A 17,927-nucleotide genomic window follows, 5' to 3' on the forward strand; every position below is an offset into this window, starting at 1 on the left:
GAAAAAAGCGCCATAGGCGCTTTTCTCTGAAATTGGTGGGGCGTGCAGGATTCGAACCTGCGACCAATTGATTAAAAGTCAACTGCTCTACCGACTGAGCTAACGCCCCAGAGATTATGGTGGGTGATGACGGGCTCGAACCGCCGACCCCCTCCGTGTAAAGGAGGTGCTCTACCAACTGAGCTAATCACCCTAAAATCTTGGTTACTGCTTATTACTCTATTTACTACTCTATGAGAAGAATGGTGGGTGATGACGGGCTCGAACCGCCGACCCCCTCCGTGTAAAGGAGGTGCTCTACCAACTGAGCTAATCACCCAAACTGCTTTAATCTCTCACTATTGCGCGATATAAAACCGACGCTACACAAAGAATGGTGGGTGATGACGGGCTCGAACCGCCGACCCCCTCCGTGTAAAGGAGGTGCTCTACCAACTGAGCTAATCACCCTTCTCGTGTGGAGGTGCATTATAGGGAACCGACCAAATGAGTCAATTGTTTTTTCATGGAATGTTATTGTTCGTCGTAAATTTAGGCAGTTGAGTCTAAATATATTGACTGTGATTGCGCCTTCAACATTGAGGATTCAGCGGGGAGTGATAGAATGTGGCCCGCTCTCGTGCAGTACGGATGTAGTACAGGTATAGTACAGATACTAAATTCAGATTTATACCCAATAGATTTCAAGTAACGGCCAACGTATCAACAACTTGAAAGATGACGAGTATATTGATATTTGCCGATTAAATCTTGCAACAAGGCTAACGCTCAATGTCCATGAAAATAAAAACACGTTTTGCTCCGAGTCCGACCGGTGATTTACACGTAGGCGGGGCGCGCACCGCGCTTTACTCTTGGCTTTTCTCCCGTCATTTTGGCGGTGAGTTTGTTTTACGTATTGAAGATACAGACCTCGAGCGTTCAACCCAGCAGGCGATTGACGCCATTATGGACGGTATGAACTGGTTAGGCCTGGACTGGGACGAAGGTCCTTATTTCCAAACTAAGCGCTTTGACCGTTATAACGGCGTGATTGATGAAATGCTGGCTGCAGGTACAGCCTATAAATGTTTCTGTTCTAAAGAGCGTTTAGAAAAGCTGCGTGAAGACCAAATGGCGCGTGGCGAAAAAGCGCGTTATGACGGCTACTGTCGTGATACGAAATGTACCCATGGTGATAATGAGCCGCACGTGGTGCGTTTTCGTAACCCACAGGAAGGCTCGGTTATTTTTGATGATAAAATCCGCGGCCCGATTGAATTCAGCAATCAGGAATTAGACGACCTGATTATTCGCCGTACTGACGGTGCGCCAACCTATAACTTCTGCGTAGTGATTGACGATTGGGATATGGAAATTACCCACGTTATTCGTGGTGAAGACCATATTAACAATACTCCGCGCCAGATTAATATTTTAAAAGCGCTAAATGCTCCGGTTCCTGAATACGCCCACGTATCGATGATTCTGGGCGACGATGGCCAGAAATTGTCTAAGCGCAACGGTGCGGCCAGCGTGATGCAGTATCGCGACGCTGGTTATTTACCTGAAGCGCTGCTGAATTATTTGGTTCGTCTGGGCTGGTCCCATGGCGATCAGGAAATTTTCAGCGTTGATGAAATGAAGCAGTTCTTTACGCTGGATGCGGTAAGCAAATCTGCCAGCGCATTCAACACTGAAAAGCTGCAGTGGCTGAATCACCACTATATTAACCACCTGCCAGCAGAATACGTGGCGGTTCATCTGTCATGGCATATTCATGAGCAAGGGTTTAATACTCAAAATGGCCCACAGCTGGTAGAGATAGTTAAGCTGCTGGGAGAGCGATGTAAGACGCTGAAAGAGATGGCTACTGCCTGTCGCTATTTCTACGAAGAGTTTGATGCGTTTGACGATGATGCCGCTAAAAAGCACCTGCGCCCGGTAGCCCGTGAGCCACTAGAAGCCGTGCGCGCCAAGTTAAGCGCTACCGGCGACTGGACGACAGAGAGTGTACATCAGGCAATTGAAGGCGCTGCGGCTGATTTGGGCCTAGGCATGGGGAAAGTTGGAATGCCTTTACGCGTTGCGGTTACCGGCTGCGGCCAGTCTCCGTCAATGGACGTTACCGTTCATGCTATTGGTAAAACCCGTAGTCTGGCGAGAATCGATCGTGCTTTGGCATTTATTGCTGAAAGAGAAGCCCAGCAGCAGTCATGATTCATTAGCCTGACTGGCTAGTTATCAGAAAAACCGGGTGAATGATTGGCTCGGTTTTTTTTATTGTCCGCAACGCTGATATTGGCGACAGCCGGTCTGAATTGTTCTCTTTTTCAACGCTCAGACCAATTGTACTAATTAGCCGTTGACAGGTATCCCTGATGTTTCATATTATGCGCCCGTTCTATATTTTATAGCGATGATTTATGTCGTGGGGTTATAGCTCAGCTGGGAGAGCGCTTGCATGGCATGCAAGAGGTCGACGGTTCGATCCCGTCTAGCTCCACCAAATCTTCTTATTCGCTAAGAAGTCGCCGCCAAATCGGTGTGTTTGTTCCAGTTCTGTGGGGTTATAGCTCAGCTGGGAGAGCGCTTGCATGGCATGCAAGAGGTCGACGGTTCGATCCCGTCTAGCTCCACCACATTTAGTTCACTGATTTGCAGGTTAGCTCTTAGAGAGGCGCTATCGGTGAATAGAAAAGTAGAAAATAGCAAAATAGAAAAAACCGACTCGCATTAATATGTTAGTCGGTTTTTTTATACCCGAAAGGGCCGATCCCCACCACTTTCAGCCACGATGATTGAGCATTAAAAAATCTAAAGCGCTTTGAGAAGCGTCGATAATATTTTTAGCTCAGTAAAAAGGCCCTGATAGACAGAGCCTTTGGCTGACAATAAACGCCGGGCTCCGGCATTTACGCTCGATTATCTCAGCATTATCTCAACATCGTCGACATCGCAGAGAAGCAGTTGAGTATCCGAATGGCCGACTGTACTGAATCAGCTTCAAAGCTAATCAAATCACCTTCAAGTCGTTCTGCAATCGGCAATTGGCCAAACAGATCGGCAAGCGCCGGGGTTTGGGTTTGTAGGCGACAAATAATCGGTGCGGTAATGTTGAACGGGTGCCAGACGCCGGGGTTTTCTATTAGCATTCTGGCGGCATCATAAATAGCTTCACATGACTGCTGCGGCGTAATTGATAGACCTGAGTTTTGGCCTTCAGCCTGCTTTGTTTCAACAAACGTGACGTTTGGAAACAGGGGCCGCGTCTCTTCAATGAAAACGTCGTCGCCGGTAATCAGCGCCACCGGTACGTTAAATTCTCCGGCTAAGGCACCATACAGCCCGGCTTCGCCCAGCTCCATATTGTTGAGCCAGATGCGGGAGAAGGCGAAACTGTTAATGGTATGAGCCAATATTCCGCGGCTTTTTGACTTGGCATGATAGCCAATGAGAAACAGCGCATCCGGGGCGCGTTCCACGCCGGAAACCATACTCAAATAGCGCGGTTTCCCCTGAAGCAATAGCGCTCGCGGGTCCATTTTGTCTGCAATGAGATTGCGAAAACTGCCGTGAGAGTCATTGACCACCACTTCTTTGGCTCCGCCGTCAAATGCGGCTTTAACCGCTGCGTTGGCTTCGTTGGTCATCCAAATTCTGGCGCGCTCATATTCACCGTTGCCCGGCCGAACCTGCTCCGGGTGGAAAATGCCGGCGACGCCTTCAATATCGGTAGAGATTAAAATCTTCATGCTGCTATTTCCGTATGGTTCAGAATTCAGAGTAAATGGCGTATATCTGGTGCGATATCGAGCAGTGAAAAACGCCGGTGGCCATCGCGGCCGGTGGTTGTTTCAGCGTGCCATAATGCGTTAATGATAGCCTGCTCAACGCTGTCGGCCGTAGCCTGAAATAGCGGGTCGATCGTAGCATCATGCACCAACGAGATCGCAGGCATCGGGCGTTCAGGCTGATGAGGAAGGGTGTAAGCGGTCGAGAATGCCAGTGCAATATCGCCGCTGCCGTTGCCAAAAAAGGCACCAGTGCGCGACAAGCCTACTCCGGCGCGCAACGACAGGCGCTTTAGCTGGCGCGAGTCCAGCGGGGCATTGGTGGCTATAATCATAATGATTGAGCCTTTTTCTTCCGTTTGCGGCTTTTGTGCCGCCAGCCGTTGTTGCATCAACGGGCCAATATGCTTGCCTGTTACGGTGAGGGTTGGCAGGCGGCCAAAGTTAGATAGAACCAACGCGCCTACGGTGTAAGAGTCACCGGAGCTTAGCGTCGCCACTCTTGAGGCCGAACCTATGCCGCCTTTCAGTTCAAAACACGACATGCCGCGGCCTGCACCAATAGCCCCTTGTAGAAACTGTGATTGGGCGTTATTCAGCGCGTGCTGATAGTGCCGTTCTCCCAGCGCCATGGCCTGAATATCGTTGAGATAACCGTCGTTACATTCGAACACCAGTGGATTTACCGTTGACCACTCACGACCGATTTCAGGATTTTCTTGAATCGACCGGCGAATCTGAGCCTGCGCCATTGCGCCGACTGAGAAGGTATTAGTTAGTACTATGGGGGTTTCGAGCACGCCCAGCTCGTCGACCTGAACTAAACCAATGCTTTTTCCAAAGCCATTAAGTACGGTAGCCGCAGCGGGAATTTTATCGCAAAACAGATTACCCGCGTGCGGTTTGATGATGGTGACGCCGGTCTGTTGGGCATTTTCGCTTAGCGTACAGTGCCCAACGCTGACACCGGGAACATCGGCGATCGAATTGTAGCGACCGGCAGGAAGCTGGCCAATAGAAGGAATTGAATCGAGGGCGGTCATCGTGGGCATCCTTTTGGTTCAGTGATGTGGTGCACTATGGCTTACCATTACCGGTTATCGTATCGCAACCTGCATGAACAGACTGCGATACGACGCTGATTGCCCGGCTATTTCCTATCAATTTTTGGATCTAATGCATCACGCAGGCCATCACCCAGCAGGTTGAATGCCAGAACGGTGAGAAATATTGCCAGACTTGGAAATATGGCGACGTGAGGCGACATCACCATATCGGCTCTGGCTTCGTTGAGCATCGCGCCCCATTCTGGCATTGGGGGCTGGGCTCCCATGCCTAAGAACGAGAGGCTGGCGGCGGTGATAATCGACGTACCGATACGCATGGTGAAATAGACCACAATTGACGAAATCGTTCCCGGCAGTATGTGGCGCATGATAATGGTCCAGTCTGACGCGCCTAAGCTGCGAACGGCTTCCACGTAGGTTAGCTGTTTGATAACCAGCGTATTCCCCCGCACCAGACGAGCAAAGGCCGGAATGCTGAATATTGCTACGGCGATAATCACGTTCGACATGCCGTTACCCATAATGGCTACCACGCCGATAGCCAGTAGGATGCCGGGGAAGGCGAACAGCACGTCAGAGATACGCATAGTAATGCGGTCCCACCAGCCTTCGTAATAGCCGGCCATCAGCCCCATAAAGGTGCCGATCAACGCGCCAAGCGCAACGGAAAAAAATCCGGCCGACAGCGATATACCGGTTCCGGCCAGTATGCGGCTAAAAATATCGCGCCCGAGTGAATCAACGCCAAACCAGTGAACGGCCGAAGGGCCTTCATTCAGGCGCTCATAGTCAAAATAGTTTTCTGGATCGAACGGCGTAATCCACGGGCTCAGAACGGCGATCAGGATTAAAAATAGCACAAACACGCCAGCGGCTACGGCAACATGCTGTTTACGAAATTTACGCCAGAACTCACTCCATGGCGTACGCACGCTATCGTTTTTACTCGCAGAAGCAGACGTGATGGTTGGTTCCACAGTCATTGATAAACTCATCTCTGCCCCTTATTTGTATTTTATGGTTGGGTTAATGGCGGCATACAACATATCAACGATCAGGTTGATAAGAATAAATTCCAGTGAAAACAGCAGTACTTCGGCCTGAATCACCGGATAGTCACGGGCTTCTACCGAGTCCACCAGCAGGCGGCCAAGGCCGGGCCAGTTAAATACCTTTTCCACCACAATCGAACCTCCGAGTAAGAAACCGAACTGTAGGCCCATCATGGTGACAACCGGGATCATCGCGTTGCGTAATCCATGCTTGATAACCACTACCCGTTCCCGAAGCCCTTTGGCTCTGGCGGTACGAATAAAATCTTCCTGTAATACTTCAACAAACGAGGCTCGGGTAAAGCGCGCCATAACGGCGGCAACGGCCGCACCTAAGGTAATTGAAGGTAATATGTAGTGTTGCCAGCTATCGGCCCCGATGGTCGGTAGCCAGCCGAGATTGACCGAGAACACCTGCATCAATAGCATACCCAGCGCAAATGATGGGAAGGAAATGCCGGATACCGCCAGCGTCATGCCCGCTCTGTCCGGCCAGCGGTTACGCCATACGGCAGAAACAATACCGATCCCCATACCGAAAAGAACTGCCCAGGTCATACTGGTTACCGTTAGCCAAAATGTTGGCATAAAGCGCACGGCGATCTCTTCACTGACCGGCCTTTTGGTGCGCATGGAGGTACCAAAATCACCCTGAATAACATTGCTGAAAAAATGGACAAATTGTTGCGGAAGCGGTTTATCAAGACCGAGGTCTTTGCGAATCATATTCACCACTGTTTCATCAGCCTCAGGACCGGCCGCTAAGCGGGCAGGGTCGCCGGGGAGCATATGAACGAATAAGAATACCAATACCATGACGATTAACAGCGTCGGTATCAGTCCAAATAATCGTTTTATAAAGTAACTCAGCATGATGCAGACTCAGAAAACTACGTGCAACGACGTATGCAATGACAATTACCAGCGTCACGTTGGCAAGCCAACGTGACGCTGATTGAACGCGCTCCGTTGAGAGCGCAGATAAATATTATTGTTTTAAATCAACTTCATCAAAGCTAAATGAACCGTCGAGCGTGATGTACATGCCGGTTAAATTCTTGCTGTGAACATACAGTAGTTTATCCGTCAGCAGGAATGCCCATGGCGCATCGGCCCAGATTTGGTCCTGAGCTTCTTTGTACAGCGCCGCTTTTTCTGAAGACACCGTGGTCTTCAGCGCATCGCCTAGTGCTTTATCCACTTTTGGATTGCTGTAATAAGCCGTGTTGAACATTTTTGGCGGCCATGATGAGGTCGCCAATAGCGGCGTTAGCGCCCAGTCAGACTCCATTGTTGAAGATGACCAACCGGCGTAGTACATCCGCACGCCTGCCTGTTCTGGCTTTTGGACGCTTTCTACTTTGGCAACGCGCTGGCCCGCTTCCATTGCTTCAATTTGTACTTTAATACCCACTTGCCCTAGCTGTTGCTGGACAAATTGAATCACTTTTTGAGCCGTTGTGTTGTTGCCGTTTGCCCATAGCGTGGTTGAAAAACCGTCAGGGTAGCCAGCTTCTTTTAGTAACTCTTTGGCTTTGGCTGGGTCGTAGGGCCATGGACCATAGTTAACCGCATATTCAACGCCCTGTGGTACGACACCGTTAGCCGGTGTGGCATAGCCAGCAAAGGCAACTTTAGCCAGAGCTTCTTTGTTGATGGCGTAATTAATCGCCTGACGAACTTTCAGGTCATCAAACGGTTTCTGCAATACGTTGAAGCTGAGGTAACGTTGAATAATGGACGGGGCTGAAACCATTTCCAGTTTGTCATTTTTTTCCAGTAATTTTGCCTGTTCATAAGGGATCGTATAGGCAAAATGAGCTTCACCGGTCTGCATCATGGCGGCGCGGGTATTATTTTCAACCACCGGGCGCCAGGTAATGGAATCAACTTTTGGTAGGCCTTTCTTCCAATAGTTATCAAATTTTTGCACTTTCATGTAGTCAGTGGCGTTCCATTCAGAAAATTGGAACGGGCCAGTACCAACAGGGTGGAAGCCAATATCTTTTCCATATTTCTGGAGCGCTGCTGGCGAAATCATAACGGCTGACGGGTGAGCCAATGAGTTAATAAAGGCGGAGAAAGGTGCCTGTAAGGTAAATTTAACCGTGTAAGGCTCAAGCACTTCAGTTTTAGTTATACGGTTAAACATATTGTAACGCTTCAGGTGATTTTCAGGGTTGGTCACCCGATCAAAAACGGCCTTAACAGCGTTAGCATTGAAGTCGGTACCATCGTGGAACTTAACGCCCTGACGAAGCTTGATCGTGTATTGTAGCCCGTCATCACTGACGGTATAGCTGTCGGCTAACACATTAACTAATTTTGCATCTTTATCGAAGCCAAACAGGCCTTGATAAAACGACTTTGATACGGCTTGCGACAGGGTGTCGTTAGAGTCGTACGGGTCAAGCGTTGTAAAGTTTGAATAGACGGCAACGATGACATCCTTGGCGGCAAAAGCAGGTAACGCGCTGAAGCTAGCCAGCGTAACTATGCCAGCGGCAAGCAGCGTTTTTCGGGGAAATGAAAGTGTAGTCATAAAGCGTGCTCTCCATACATGTTGTGTTGTTGATCTAGTTTTAATAAACGCCGGCAATCCGGTGGCGTGCGACAAAATGGTTTTCACTAACCTGAACCAAAGGTTCAACGTTGGGTTCGTCATTTAATGCTCTGATCGGACTAGGTATTTCGTCTGACAGCAGCTCTCGTTTTAGATGACGCCTTGCCGGATCGGCAATCGGCACGGCGGCCATCAGCTTTTTGGTATAAGCATGCTGGGGATTTTCAAAGATCTCTTTGCGTGGTCCTATTTCAACGATTTGGCCTAAGTACATCACGGCAACCCGATGGCTAACGCGCTCAACCACCGCCATATCGTGAGAAATAAACAGGAAGGCAATGCCGAATTCCCGCTGTAAATCCAGCATCAGATTGACCACCTGAGCCTGAATTGAAACGTCAAGCGCCGACACTGATTCATCGGCGATGATGACTTTAGGATTGAGAGCCAGCGCTCGGGCGATACAAATCCGCTGGCGTTGCCCGCCGGAGAATTCGTGAGGGTAGCGCTTTGCGTGCTCAGGCAGTAGGCCAACTTTCTCCAGCAACCACGCCACCCTCCGTTCAGCCTCTTTTCCTGAGGCGACTTTATGAATTAACAGCGGTTCCATAATGGAAAAGCCAACGGTTACCCGAGGGTCTAAAGAGGCAAACGGATCCTGAAAGATAAACTGAATATCTTTGCGCAGCGCTTGCAGGCCCTGACCTTTCAGGCTATTAATCTTCTTTCCGCAAAACTCAATGCTGCCGCCCTGGCTTTCAACCAGCTGGAGCAAAGAGCGGCCGGTGGTAGATTTACCACAGCCAGATTCTCCAACCAGCGCTAGGGTTTCTCCGGGGTAAAGCTCGAAGTTAACTTTTTCTACCGCATGGACCCGGCGCTTAACCCGATTAAAAATGCCGCCGCGAATATCAAAGCGGGTGATGAGGTTTTCAACCTTTAAGATAGGCGCGCCGGAATGGTCAACGGTTTGTTGGACAATTGGCGGTGTGCTGTCATTGAGACCATCAACGTTAAGCAGCGGGAACTTGGACGGAAAGTCAGTGCCTTTCATTGCGCCCAGCTTCGGTACGGCAGACAGCAGGGCTTTCGTGTAGGGGTGCTTTGGTGAGGCAAACAAGGTGTCTGAATCACCTTCTTCAACTTTTTCGCCTTTATACATTACCAGCACACGGTCGGCGACTTCGGCCACCACGCCCATATCGTGGGTAATGAATATCACCGCCATTTCCATCTCATCCTGTAGCTCACGAATAAGCTGTAAAATCTGTGATTGGATGGTTACGTCCAGTGCGGTAGTGGGTTCATCGGCAATTAATAGGGCCGGGCGGCAGGAGAGAGCCATAGCGATCATGACGCGTTGGCGCATACCGCCAGAAAGCTGATGAGGATAACGGTCAAGCACGTTTTTAGCTTCGGGGATGCGTACGCGCTCCAGCATTTTCAAAGCTTCAGCTCTGGCGGTGGCCCGATCTTTGTTCTGGTGTAAACGGATGGATTCAGCAATTTGTTCGCCAACCGGAAATACCGGATTGAGCGAGGTCATTGGTTCCTGAAAAATCATCGCAATGTCAGCACCGCGGATGGTACGCATGGTTGAGCTATTTGCTTTTGCCAAGTCTAGCTGGTTGCCACCTTGGTTAAATAGAATTGTGCCCTGAGTGATTTTTCCACCACCCTGTTCAACTAAGCGCATGAGAGCCAGTGAGGTAACCGACTTACCTGAGCCTGATTCACCAACGATCGCCAGCGTTTCTCCCCGTTTTACGCTAAAAGAGAGGGAACGCACGGCGCTGACGGTATGTTCGGAAGTTTCAAACTGTACGGAAAGATTATCAACCTGAATGGCCTGCGCTTTCTCTGTATTATCGGAGACTATATTATGTTGTGTCACAGTTTCTCTTATCCCTGCCAACGGCTATTTTATTTGGTGAAATAATTCAGACCGAACTTGTAAGCAAAATAAAATAACTCGTGGTTACGTGGTTTCTATTTATGAGTAAAGATTATGAGTAAAGACAACGAAAATAATGGTGCATCCAATGGATTAGCATTGGTGATATAGAAAACCTAAATCTATTTGTTTGATCAAGTCGATATTGGCTCAATTTGCCCGAATAGTATTCGGGCAGCGCCGTTCGTTATTAACGATAAATATCAACTGATGCAGCTTGACCAACCTTTGCAACACCTCGGTACATTCCTTCGGTATTAAACGGCATGGCAACGTTGCCTTTATTATCAATAGCAATAATTCCGCCGTTACCATCGATAGCCGGTAGTTTTTCCATGACAACTTTATTGGCGGCGGCTTCTAAAGACAAGCCGCCATATTCCATCAGCGCAGATACGTCATAGGCAGCTACTGCGCGGATAAACATTTCGCCGGTGCCGGTAGCAGAGACGGCTACGGTACGGTTATTGGCATAGCATCCGGCACCGATAATCGGTGAGTCGCCGACCCGGCCAACTTTTTTGTTGGTCATTCCACCGGTGGATGTAGCCGCCGCCAGGTTGCCACGAATATCTAAAGCTACTGCGCCCACGGTACCAAATTTCTTATCGGGATCGATGGGATCGCCCTGAGGCTGAGAGGCTAAGCTGGCCGCGTCGTGGTCCAACATGACTCCGTTTTGTTCCAGAAGGGCCCGCTGCCATTGTTCATAGCGTGGGGTGGTAAAATAGTAGTCAGATTCAACCATTTCAACGCCGCGGCTTTTAGCGAAGTCTTCAGCGCCTTCACCAATAAACATCACGTGGTCGCTATGTTCCATCACTTCACGGGCGGCAAGGATCGGGTTGCGAATGTGTGATACACCGGCAACCGCTCCGGCTTTGAGCGTTGCGCCATCCATAATTGACGCATCCAATTCGTTAGTTCCAGAGTTTGTAAATACGGCACCTTTACCGGCATTGAATAGTGGGTTTTCTTCTAGCAGCCGTACCGCTTCGGTAACGGCGTCTAACGCGCTTCCGCCCGCGGCAAGAATGCTTTGCCCTGCGGTGACAATAAAGGTTAAAGCGCTACGATACTCTAACTCTTTCTCCGGACTCATCGCCGAACGGGTAATTGCACCTGCGCCACCGTGAATGGCGATTACTGGTTTGAATGTCATGGTATGCCTAAAGGTTTGCTTAGGGTTATTTAAGTTTTATCAGGTAAGAGTACCGTCCAATAACTTATTCTGAGCCGTTATTCTGTCCATGAATTCAATTGATATTATTTGGCTTTTTTCGACTATAGAATTTTGAACATCGCTCGTAAAGTAAAAAAATGAGATAAACGATATTTTTTTACCAACGGTTTAAATACAGCATTGGAAATAAAACCTACTAATTAAAAAATTAGAGTTATTAATAAGTCTAATTCATCGTGTTATTTCAATAGCGATTAAAATATAAGACATAAAAATTAGAATAATTATTTTATCTGGTGATAAAAATGGGTTGTATGAAATATTTCAGATGAAAAGATAGGTGTCATGGGTGTGTTTATTGAATGAATAGTTGCTAATGTGGCTTGATAATTACCGCCAGTAAACGGGGCGGTAGAGAGAGGATGAAAATTTATACCGTTAAGATGGTTAAATTTTTCCGCTCATGTTGTTACAAATGGTTTCTTTATTGTTGTTAAAATGCTGCATTTGGCGGAAGCTGTATTATAATGACCCTATAAAAGTCGTTGGTAAGGCCAGACTTGGTCTGGCGTGCATTGTTACTCAAGTTGTTACCCAAATCGTTTAGTTATATCTATTTTAGCGATTTGTTTAATCCCCTTGTTATTTAAATGATAATCATTATCATTAAAGAGGCGATATTGGTTCGTTATAAGGGGAGGCGTGAAAATGTCAGATTCAGGTGCCGTAGTGCCGCCAGAGATTCAGCCAGCCTCTGTGTCTAATCGCGCATCGAGAAAAATGCGGCTTTCCTTGATGGGGCCTGCCTTTATTGCCGCTATTGGATATATCGATCCCGGGAACTTTGCTACCAATATTCAGGCCGGATCGGCGTTTGGTTACCAGTTACTTTGGGTCGTTGTGTGGGCCAATATTATGGCGATGGTTGTTCAGCTGTTTTCAGCCAAGCTGGGCATTGCCACCAATAAAAATCTGGCTGAGCATATTCGCGATCGTTTCCCTCGTCCAGTGGTTTGGTTTTATTGGGTTCAGGCTGAGCTCATTGCTATCGCGACCGACTTAGCTGAATTTATCGGTGCGGCGATCGGTTTCAAATTACTGTTGGGTATTAGCTTACTGAACGGTGCCATTATCACCGGTATCTGTACTTTCCTGATTCTCATGCTTCAAAGCCGTGGCCAAAAACCGCTTGAGCGAGTTATCTGCGCCTTTCTACTGTTTGTCGCCGCAGCCTATATAATTGAACTGGCTTTTTCTCAGCCGGAAATAGGCAGTCTGGCGACGGGTATGCTGTTCCCCGGTTTACCTAATAATGAAGCCGTATTTTTAGCCGCTGGCGTATTAGGGGCGACGATTATGCCTCACGTTATTTACTTGCATTCAGCGCTAACACAGTACTCACAGGGTACCCGAGAACAGCGTTATTCGGCCACTAAATGGGACGTTGCCGTAGCCATGACTATTGCCGGATTCGTTAATTTGGCAATGATGGCTATGGCCGCAGCGGTATTTCATTTTAACGGGCAGACGGGAATAACAGAATTAGATCAGGCCTATGTGACCTTAGAGCCATTGCTCGGTAAGTTTGCCGCGGTGACCTTTGGCCTGAGTCTGGTGGCTGCCGGGTTATCTTCGACCGTTGTTGGTACGTTAGCCGGACAGGTGGTTATGCAGGGGTTTATCCACTTTAAAATTTCATTATGGATCCGCCGTAGCGTCACGATGCTACCGTCGTTTGTGGTGATTATGTTGGGCATGGATGCCACCCGAATCTTATTAATCAGTCAGGTATTTTTAAGCTTTGGTATCGCGCTTGCGCTGATCCCTTTACTGAGTTTTACCGGCAACCGTCAACTGATGGGCGATATGGTCAATAGCCCGGTAATGCAGAATATCGGACGATTGATTGTGGTTTTAGTGGTGAGCCTGAATCTCTATCTGGTAGGCAGTTTCATATTGAGTTGATCGAGCACTGCGAACGCTAAGCCCGCGGTGCTACTAATCTGTTTTACTCACTACGCCAAAATACGCTCTATTTCATTCAGCTCCTGTTGGCTAAACTCAATATTATCCAGCGCCATTACGGCATCGACAATCTGGCTAACCCGGCTGGCACCAATTAGAGCGGAGGTCACTTTCCCATCTCTTAATACCCACGCTAGAGCCATCTGTGACAGCTTCTGGCCGCGCCGTTGTGCTAGCTGATTAAGCTGGTTAATTTTATTCAGCTTTTCCTGAGTCAGCTGTTCTGCTGTCAAGGAAGGGCTGCTGCTGGCTATACGGGAGTCGTCGGGAATGCCGTTGAGATAGCGATCGGTTAACAGGCCACCCGCCAGCGGTGAAAAGGCGATTGATCCGACGCCTTCTTCCTGTAATACGTCCTGTAGGCCATCTTCAATCCAGCGTTCGAACAGGGAGTATTTCGGCTGGTGGATCAGGCAGGGCGTTCCTAATGCGTTAAGAATACGGATGGCTTCTTTTGCCCGATCTGCCGGATAGTTAGAGATACCCACATAGAGCGCCTTACCCTGACGCACAATCAGATCCAGCGCTGCCATGGTTTCTTCAAGCGGCGTATTAGGATCCGGGCGGTGGTGATAGAAAATATCGACATAGTCTAGCCCCATGCGCTTCAAGCTTTGATTCAGGCTAGAGACCAAATATTTTTTGGAGCCCCAGTCGCCGTAAGGCCCAGGCCACATAGTGTAGCCAGCCTTAGACGAGATAATCATTTCATCCCGATAGGCATGAAAATGCTGTTTTAAGATCCGGCCAAAGTTTGTTTCTGCCGATCCCGGCGGCGGGCCGTAATTATTGGCCAGATCAAAATGAGTAATACCCAAATCAAAGGCGGTACCAATCATATTTCGGCTGGTGTCATACTGTGTAACATCACCAAAGTTGTGCCATAGGCCGAGGGAAATTTTTGGCAACTGTAAACCACTGCGACCGCTGCGGGCGTATTGCATATTGTCATATCGTTTCGGGTTGGCTTGGTAGGGCATCATGTTTCCTCTAAGTTGCTTAGGCTGCTCAGTAGCTAGTGATTGTAGTTACTCTTTTGCTATCTGGATAACCAGCTTGCCGAAATTTTTGCCTTCCAGCAGGCCAATAAACGCCTGTGGCGCATTCTCTAGCCCGTCAATAATCTGTTCGCGATAGTGAATTTTTCCTTCTGCAACCCACAGGCTCATTTGCTGTATAAATTCACCATAGCGATGAGCATAGTCATCAAAAATGATGAAACCCTGCATACGGATCCGCTTTTTTAGGATGATGCTTTCCAGCAACGGGAGCCTGTCCGGGCCTTCGGGTAATGAGGTCGTATTGTACTGCGATATCGTGCCACAAACGGGAATTCGGGCTTTAGGATTCAACAGTGGAAGGACGGCATCAAAAATTTTACCACCAACGTTCTCGTAATAGACGTCAATGCCCTGTGGGCAGGCTTGAGCTAACCGTTTTGCCAAAAAGGGCTGTTGATGGTTGAGGCAGGCATCAAAACCGAGGGTGTCGACGGCGTGGCGACATTTTTCTTCACCACCGGCAATACCTACTACCCGGCATCCTTTCAATTTTCCTATCTGGCCTACCGTTGCACCAACCGGGCCAGTTGCCGCGGCGACCACCAACGTTTCGCCCGCTTTGGGCTGGCCGATATCCAACAAGCCCATATAGGCAGTGAAGCCAGGCATGCCAAGAATACCCAAGGCGTAAGACGGATGAGGAAATTTATCATCAAGCTTGAGCAGGTCATTGCCGTTTGAAATTGCATAGTCTTGCCACCCTGAACGGCTGACTACCCAATCGCCTGCCAGATATTCAGGATTATTTGATTTTTCTACCCGACTGACGGTTCCTCCGGTCATTACCTCATTGATTTCCAGCGGTTTGGCATAAGACGGCTCATCGCTCATTCTGCCTCGCATGTAGGGATCTAATGAAAGATAGACGTTGCGTAGTAATAGTTCACCTTTTTCAGGCGTTGGAACCGGACGCTGTTCTAGCCTGAAGTTATCCGGAGTAGGGGCGCCAAACGGGCGAGAGGCGAGAACAATACTGCGATTGATTTGTGGGCTCTGACTCATAATGACTTCCTTTATTGAAGATGATGAATGGGAAACGGAGCGTTTAATCTGACCGTATTGAATTTGAAAACGATATAAAGATGTAAGAGATATATGAAAAGCTACTCTTTATCATGGCCGATGAACAGTGATTACGTTTGCCGGCCAAATAGAGCGGATAAATACATTTTATGCTTTAGCCTAAGTATTAGATTAGAGCAATATTTTCAAACGGCGGACAAAAAAATGCCGCTGTGTCAGCGGCATGTACAAACCCGTTTTCTGTTACTCCACCAGTACCATGATATAGGCAAAGAACAGGGCCAAATGAGCAGTACCGCTTAATACGTTGGTTCTGCCGGTTGCGAAAGAGCTTTGGCATAAAAGTAGTACGCTGACCAGAATCACTATATTGGCCGGATCTAAGCCAAACACCAGATTTTGTCCGGTAAGCAGGGCGATAATTACCACGCAAGGAACCGTTAACGAAATAGTTGCAAGCACAGAGCCAAAAAACAGGTTCATTGCGCGCTGAACCTGATTCATCATTACTGCTTTAAGAGCCGCTAAACCTTCCGGTGAAAGGATTAATAGTGCAATCAGGAAACCAGTAAACTGCTTGGGGGCGTGCAGGCCGCTCAGCAGGGTTTCTAATGAACCTGCATTGATTTTTGTTATGGCAATAACGGCAACTAGGTGAATAACCAGCCAGAACCCATGCCATTCATTGCTATGCGCTGAAGGCTTTCCTTGGTGGTCATCGGGATCGTCAGATTCATCTTCGTGTTCATAAATAAACAGGTTTTGGTGGGTTTTTGTCTGAATGATCAAAAATACGCCGTACATGGCCGCTGAAATTAGAGCAACGAATATTAACTGCACGGTGCTGAACGTACCGCTGGCAAACATTGCCGGTAACACCAAAACAATCATTGCCAGCGGCATAATAGCCATCAGATATTGCTTTATGCCTGCCAGATTAACGTGCTGAGTGGCAAATTTCTGACCGCCCATCAGCAGCGACAGCCCGACTAACCCGCTGGTCACGATCATCACCACGGAGTAGAGCGTATCTCTCATCAGCGTTGGCCCTGCATCTCCGTTAGCCATCAGCGTTGAGATTAAGCTAACCTCTAGAATCACCACGGACAGGCTTAATATGAGTGAACCATAGGGCTCACCTAAACGGTGGGCCAGAACGTCGGCGTGGCGTACAACGCTAAAGGCACTGCCTAAAATGGCGGCCAATGCCAATAGGTTGAGTAACACGATAATGGCAAAGCTTGGGGTGTGTTGCAAAAACAACAGTACGGGAATGGTGATCATCGCCAGAATTAGCGAATATTCCTTATGGCGGGTTTTCGCAGCGGGAAGATGTTGGGCGTTATCCATATTTTTTCTCTATTGCTAAAACGATGATCGAGCCGTTAGGTTAAATTCTATCCGTGGTTAGAATAGGGGTAAACGAGGATACCCTGACTTAATATTAATAGAACATCATGAATTAGGAAGATAAATATCAGGCCGGTAGGCTAATTCGTCTGAAAAATGATTAAGCGTTACCGGCCCTGAGATACTGTTATTTGTTGTATAGAGATGGTATCAAATAGCGCTAAAATTGTCGTTAGAACTGCCACCGGGCCCAGGTAAACAGCACATTACCGTTGTTATAGGTTCCAGGAATATAGGTATTTTGTAGTGCAAATTTCTTATATTCGACGGAGAACAGCGGTAGCGGCAATGGAATGGGAATATAGCCGTAGTCGTGACGAGCAGTGACTGCAGCCGTAAAACCTAATCCTAAACGCCAGTCGTTGCTTTCACCAAAATACCAATTCTTTTGATAGCCATAGCCAACGATAGGTTCGATCTCGTTATGAGAGTCTTGGAACTCCATAGCATAAATAGAGTGCCAGTCGCCGTCTTCGTCGAATCTGGAAACGCCATAGCCAATACCCCAAGGCCTTTCGTTGTATTGGTCGGTCTTCTCTTTATCGTACATAAAACGGGCATGCCAAGTGTTTAATGGAACATACAGATCTCTGGTTGGAGAGTCCCACGTTTTCTGGACATTACTTTTTATTCGATCCCAAACACCATTATCCGCCGCATCATCGGCAATAACATTAAACGATAAACTAGCAAGCAAAACGGTTGCACTGATAATTGGTTTCATATAATTCTGTTTTCTCATCCTAATGTGTGTAGTGCGCATTTCCATACTTAGAACAGTAGCGCATGGCTTCGAGATTGCTTAGCCCACTAAAA

Annotated in this window: 13 protein-coding genes and 6 tRNA genes; 4 read left to right on the forward strand and 15 right to left on the reverse strand. The window is 48.2% G+C overall.

All coding sequences use genetic code 11. From position 1 onward, the window contains the following. Nucleotides 1-33: 33 nt before the first annotated feature. The 4 genes from GVI43_RS10160 to GVI43_RS10175 form a co-directional block, all read right to left on the reverse strand. Nucleotides 34-109 (reverse strand) — tRNA-Lys (locus GVI43_RS10160). Between the two features lie 8 nt (nucleotides 110-117). Then, nucleotides 118-193, reverse strand: a tRNA-Val gene (locus tag GVI43_RS10165). A gap of 50 nt (nucleotides 194-243) precedes the next feature. After that, nucleotides 244-319 (reverse strand) — tRNA-Val (locus GVI43_RS10170). A 55-nt stretch (nucleotides 320-374) separates the two neighbouring features. Continuing rightward, nucleotides 375-450: transfer RNA gene (locus GVI43_RS10175), tRNA-Val, on the reverse strand. Between the two features lie 327 nt (nucleotides 451-777). On the opposite strand from GVI43_RS10175, the gene gltX reads away from it, so the two are divergent. The 3 genes from gltX (at nucleotide 778) to GVI43_RS10190 (ending at nucleotide 2,621) form a co-directional block, all read left to right on the forward strand. Next, nucleotides 778-2,199: a glutamate--tRNA ligase gene (gene gltX / locus GVI43_RS10180; protein ID WP_159566786.1), complete on the forward strand. Its 1,422-nt coding sequence runs from the start codon at nucleotides 778-780 to the stop codon at nucleotides 2,197-2,199. A 213-nt stretch (nucleotides 2,200-2,412) separates the two neighbouring features. Next, nucleotides 2,413-2,488, forward strand: a tRNA-Ala gene (locus GVI43_RS10185). Nucleotides 2,489-2,545: 57 nt separating this feature from the next. Then, nucleotides 2,546-2,621, forward strand: a tRNA-Ala gene (locus GVI43_RS10190). 294 nt (nucleotides 2,622-2,915) lie between these two features. Here the strand turns inward: GVI43_RS10190 and GVI43_RS10195 are convergent. The 7 genes from GVI43_RS10195 to GVI43_RS10225 all read right to left on the reverse strand — a co-directional run bounded on the left by GVI43_RS10195 (nucleotide 2,916) and on the right by GVI43_RS10225 (nucleotide 11,571). Then, complete coding sequence (locus tag GVI43_RS10195; protein ID WP_159566752.1) at nucleotides 2,916-3,734, reverse strand: M55 family metallopeptidase; 819 nt, start codon at nucleotides 3,732-3,734, stop codon at nucleotides 2,916-2,918. A gap of 26 nt (nucleotides 3,735-3,760) precedes the next feature. After that, the gene (locus GVI43_RS10200; RefSeq protein ID WP_159566753.1) at nucleotides 3,761-4,816 is read right to left on the reverse strand and encodes a DmpA family aminopeptidase; all 1,056 of its coding nucleotides are present in this window, start codon (nucleotides 4,814-4,816) and stop codon (nucleotides 3,761-3,763) included. A 107-nt stretch (nucleotides 4,817-4,923) separates the two neighbouring features. Further along, entirely contained in the window at nucleotides 4,924-5,823 is a 900-nt protein-coding gene (gene gsiD / locus GVI43_RS10205) for a glutathione ABC transporter permease GsiD (RefSeq protein WP_159566787.1), read from the reverse strand. Between the two features lie 21 nt (nucleotides 5,824-5,844). Beyond that, a complete protein-coding gene (gene gsiC, locus GVI43_RS10210; RefSeq protein WP_159566754.1) occupies nucleotides 5,845-6,765 on the reverse strand; it encodes a glutathione ABC transporter permease GsiC in 921 nt (306 codons plus the stop codon). Between the two features lie 115 nt (nucleotides 6,766-6,880). After that, nucleotides 6,881-8,434: a glutathione ABC transporter substrate-binding protein GsiB gene (gsiB, locus tag GVI43_RS10215; RefSeq protein ID WP_159566755.1), complete on the reverse strand. Its 1,554-nt coding sequence runs from the start codon at nucleotides 8,432-8,434 to the stop codon at nucleotides 6,881-6,883. Between the two features lie 40 nt (nucleotides 8,435-8,474). Continuing rightward, nucleotides 8,475-10,349: a dipeptide ABC transporter ATP-binding protein gene (locus GVI43_RS10220; protein ID WP_159566756.1), complete on the reverse strand. Its 1,875-nt coding sequence runs from the start codon at nucleotides 10,347-10,349 to the stop codon at nucleotides 8,475-8,477. 250 nt (nucleotides 10,350-10,599) lie between these two features. After that, complete coding sequence (locus tag GVI43_RS10225) at nucleotides 10,600-11,571, reverse strand: isoaspartyl peptidase/L-asparaginase family protein (protein WP_159566757.1); 972 nt, start codon at nucleotides 11,569-11,571, stop codon at nucleotides 10,600-10,602. Between the two features lie 729 nt (nucleotides 11,572-12,300). Between GVI43_RS10225 and GVI43_RS10230 the strand changes: the two genes are divergently transcribed. Then, nucleotides 12,301-13,557 (forward strand): Nramp family divalent metal transporter, encoded by a 1,257-nt coding sequence (locus GVI43_RS10230; RefSeq protein WP_159566758.1) that lies wholly within the window; start codon nucleotides 12,301-12,303, stop codon nucleotides 13,555-13,557. A gap of 50 nt (nucleotides 13,558-13,607) precedes the next feature. Here the strand turns inward: GVI43_RS10230 and mgrA are convergent, their stop codons facing one another. The 4 genes from mgrA to pagP all read right to left on the reverse strand — a co-directional run bounded on the left by mgrA (nucleotide 13,608) and on the right by pagP (nucleotide 17,835). Then, nucleotides 13,608-14,597: an L-glyceraldehyde 3-phosphate reductase gene (gene mgrA / locus GVI43_RS10235; protein ID WP_159566788.1), complete on the reverse strand. Its 990-nt coding sequence runs from the start codon at nucleotides 14,595-14,597 to the stop codon at nucleotides 13,608-13,610. 48 nt (nucleotides 14,598-14,645) lie between these two features. Next, complete coding sequence (locus GVI43_RS10240; RefSeq protein ID WP_159566759.1) at nucleotides 14,646-15,680, reverse strand: NADP-dependent oxidoreductase; 1,035 nt, start codon at nucleotides 15,678-15,680, stop codon at nucleotides 14,646-14,648. Nucleotides 15,681-15,944: 264 nt separating this feature from the next. Further along, the gene (gene chaA, locus GVI43_RS10245) at nucleotides 15,945-17,051 is read right to left on the reverse strand and encodes a sodium-potassium/proton antiporter ChaA (RefSeq protein ID WP_159566760.1); all 1,107 of its coding nucleotides are present in this window, start codon (nucleotides 17,049-17,051) and stop codon (nucleotides 15,945-15,947) included. 232 nt (nucleotides 17,052-17,283) lie between these two features. Further along, nucleotides 17,284-17,835, reverse strand: coding sequence for a lipid IV(A) palmitoyltransferase PagP (pagP, locus tag GVI43_RS10250; protein ID WP_425482143.1), 552 nt, complete (start codon nucleotides 17,833-17,835; stop codon nucleotides 17,284-17,286). Nucleotides 17,836-17,927 lie beyond the last annotated feature (92 nt).

The organism is Budvicia diplopodorum, from assembly GCF_009800925.1.
Lineage (GTDB): Bacteria > Pseudomonadota > Gammaproteobacteria > Enterobacterales > Enterobacteriaceae > Budvicia > Budvicia diplopodorum.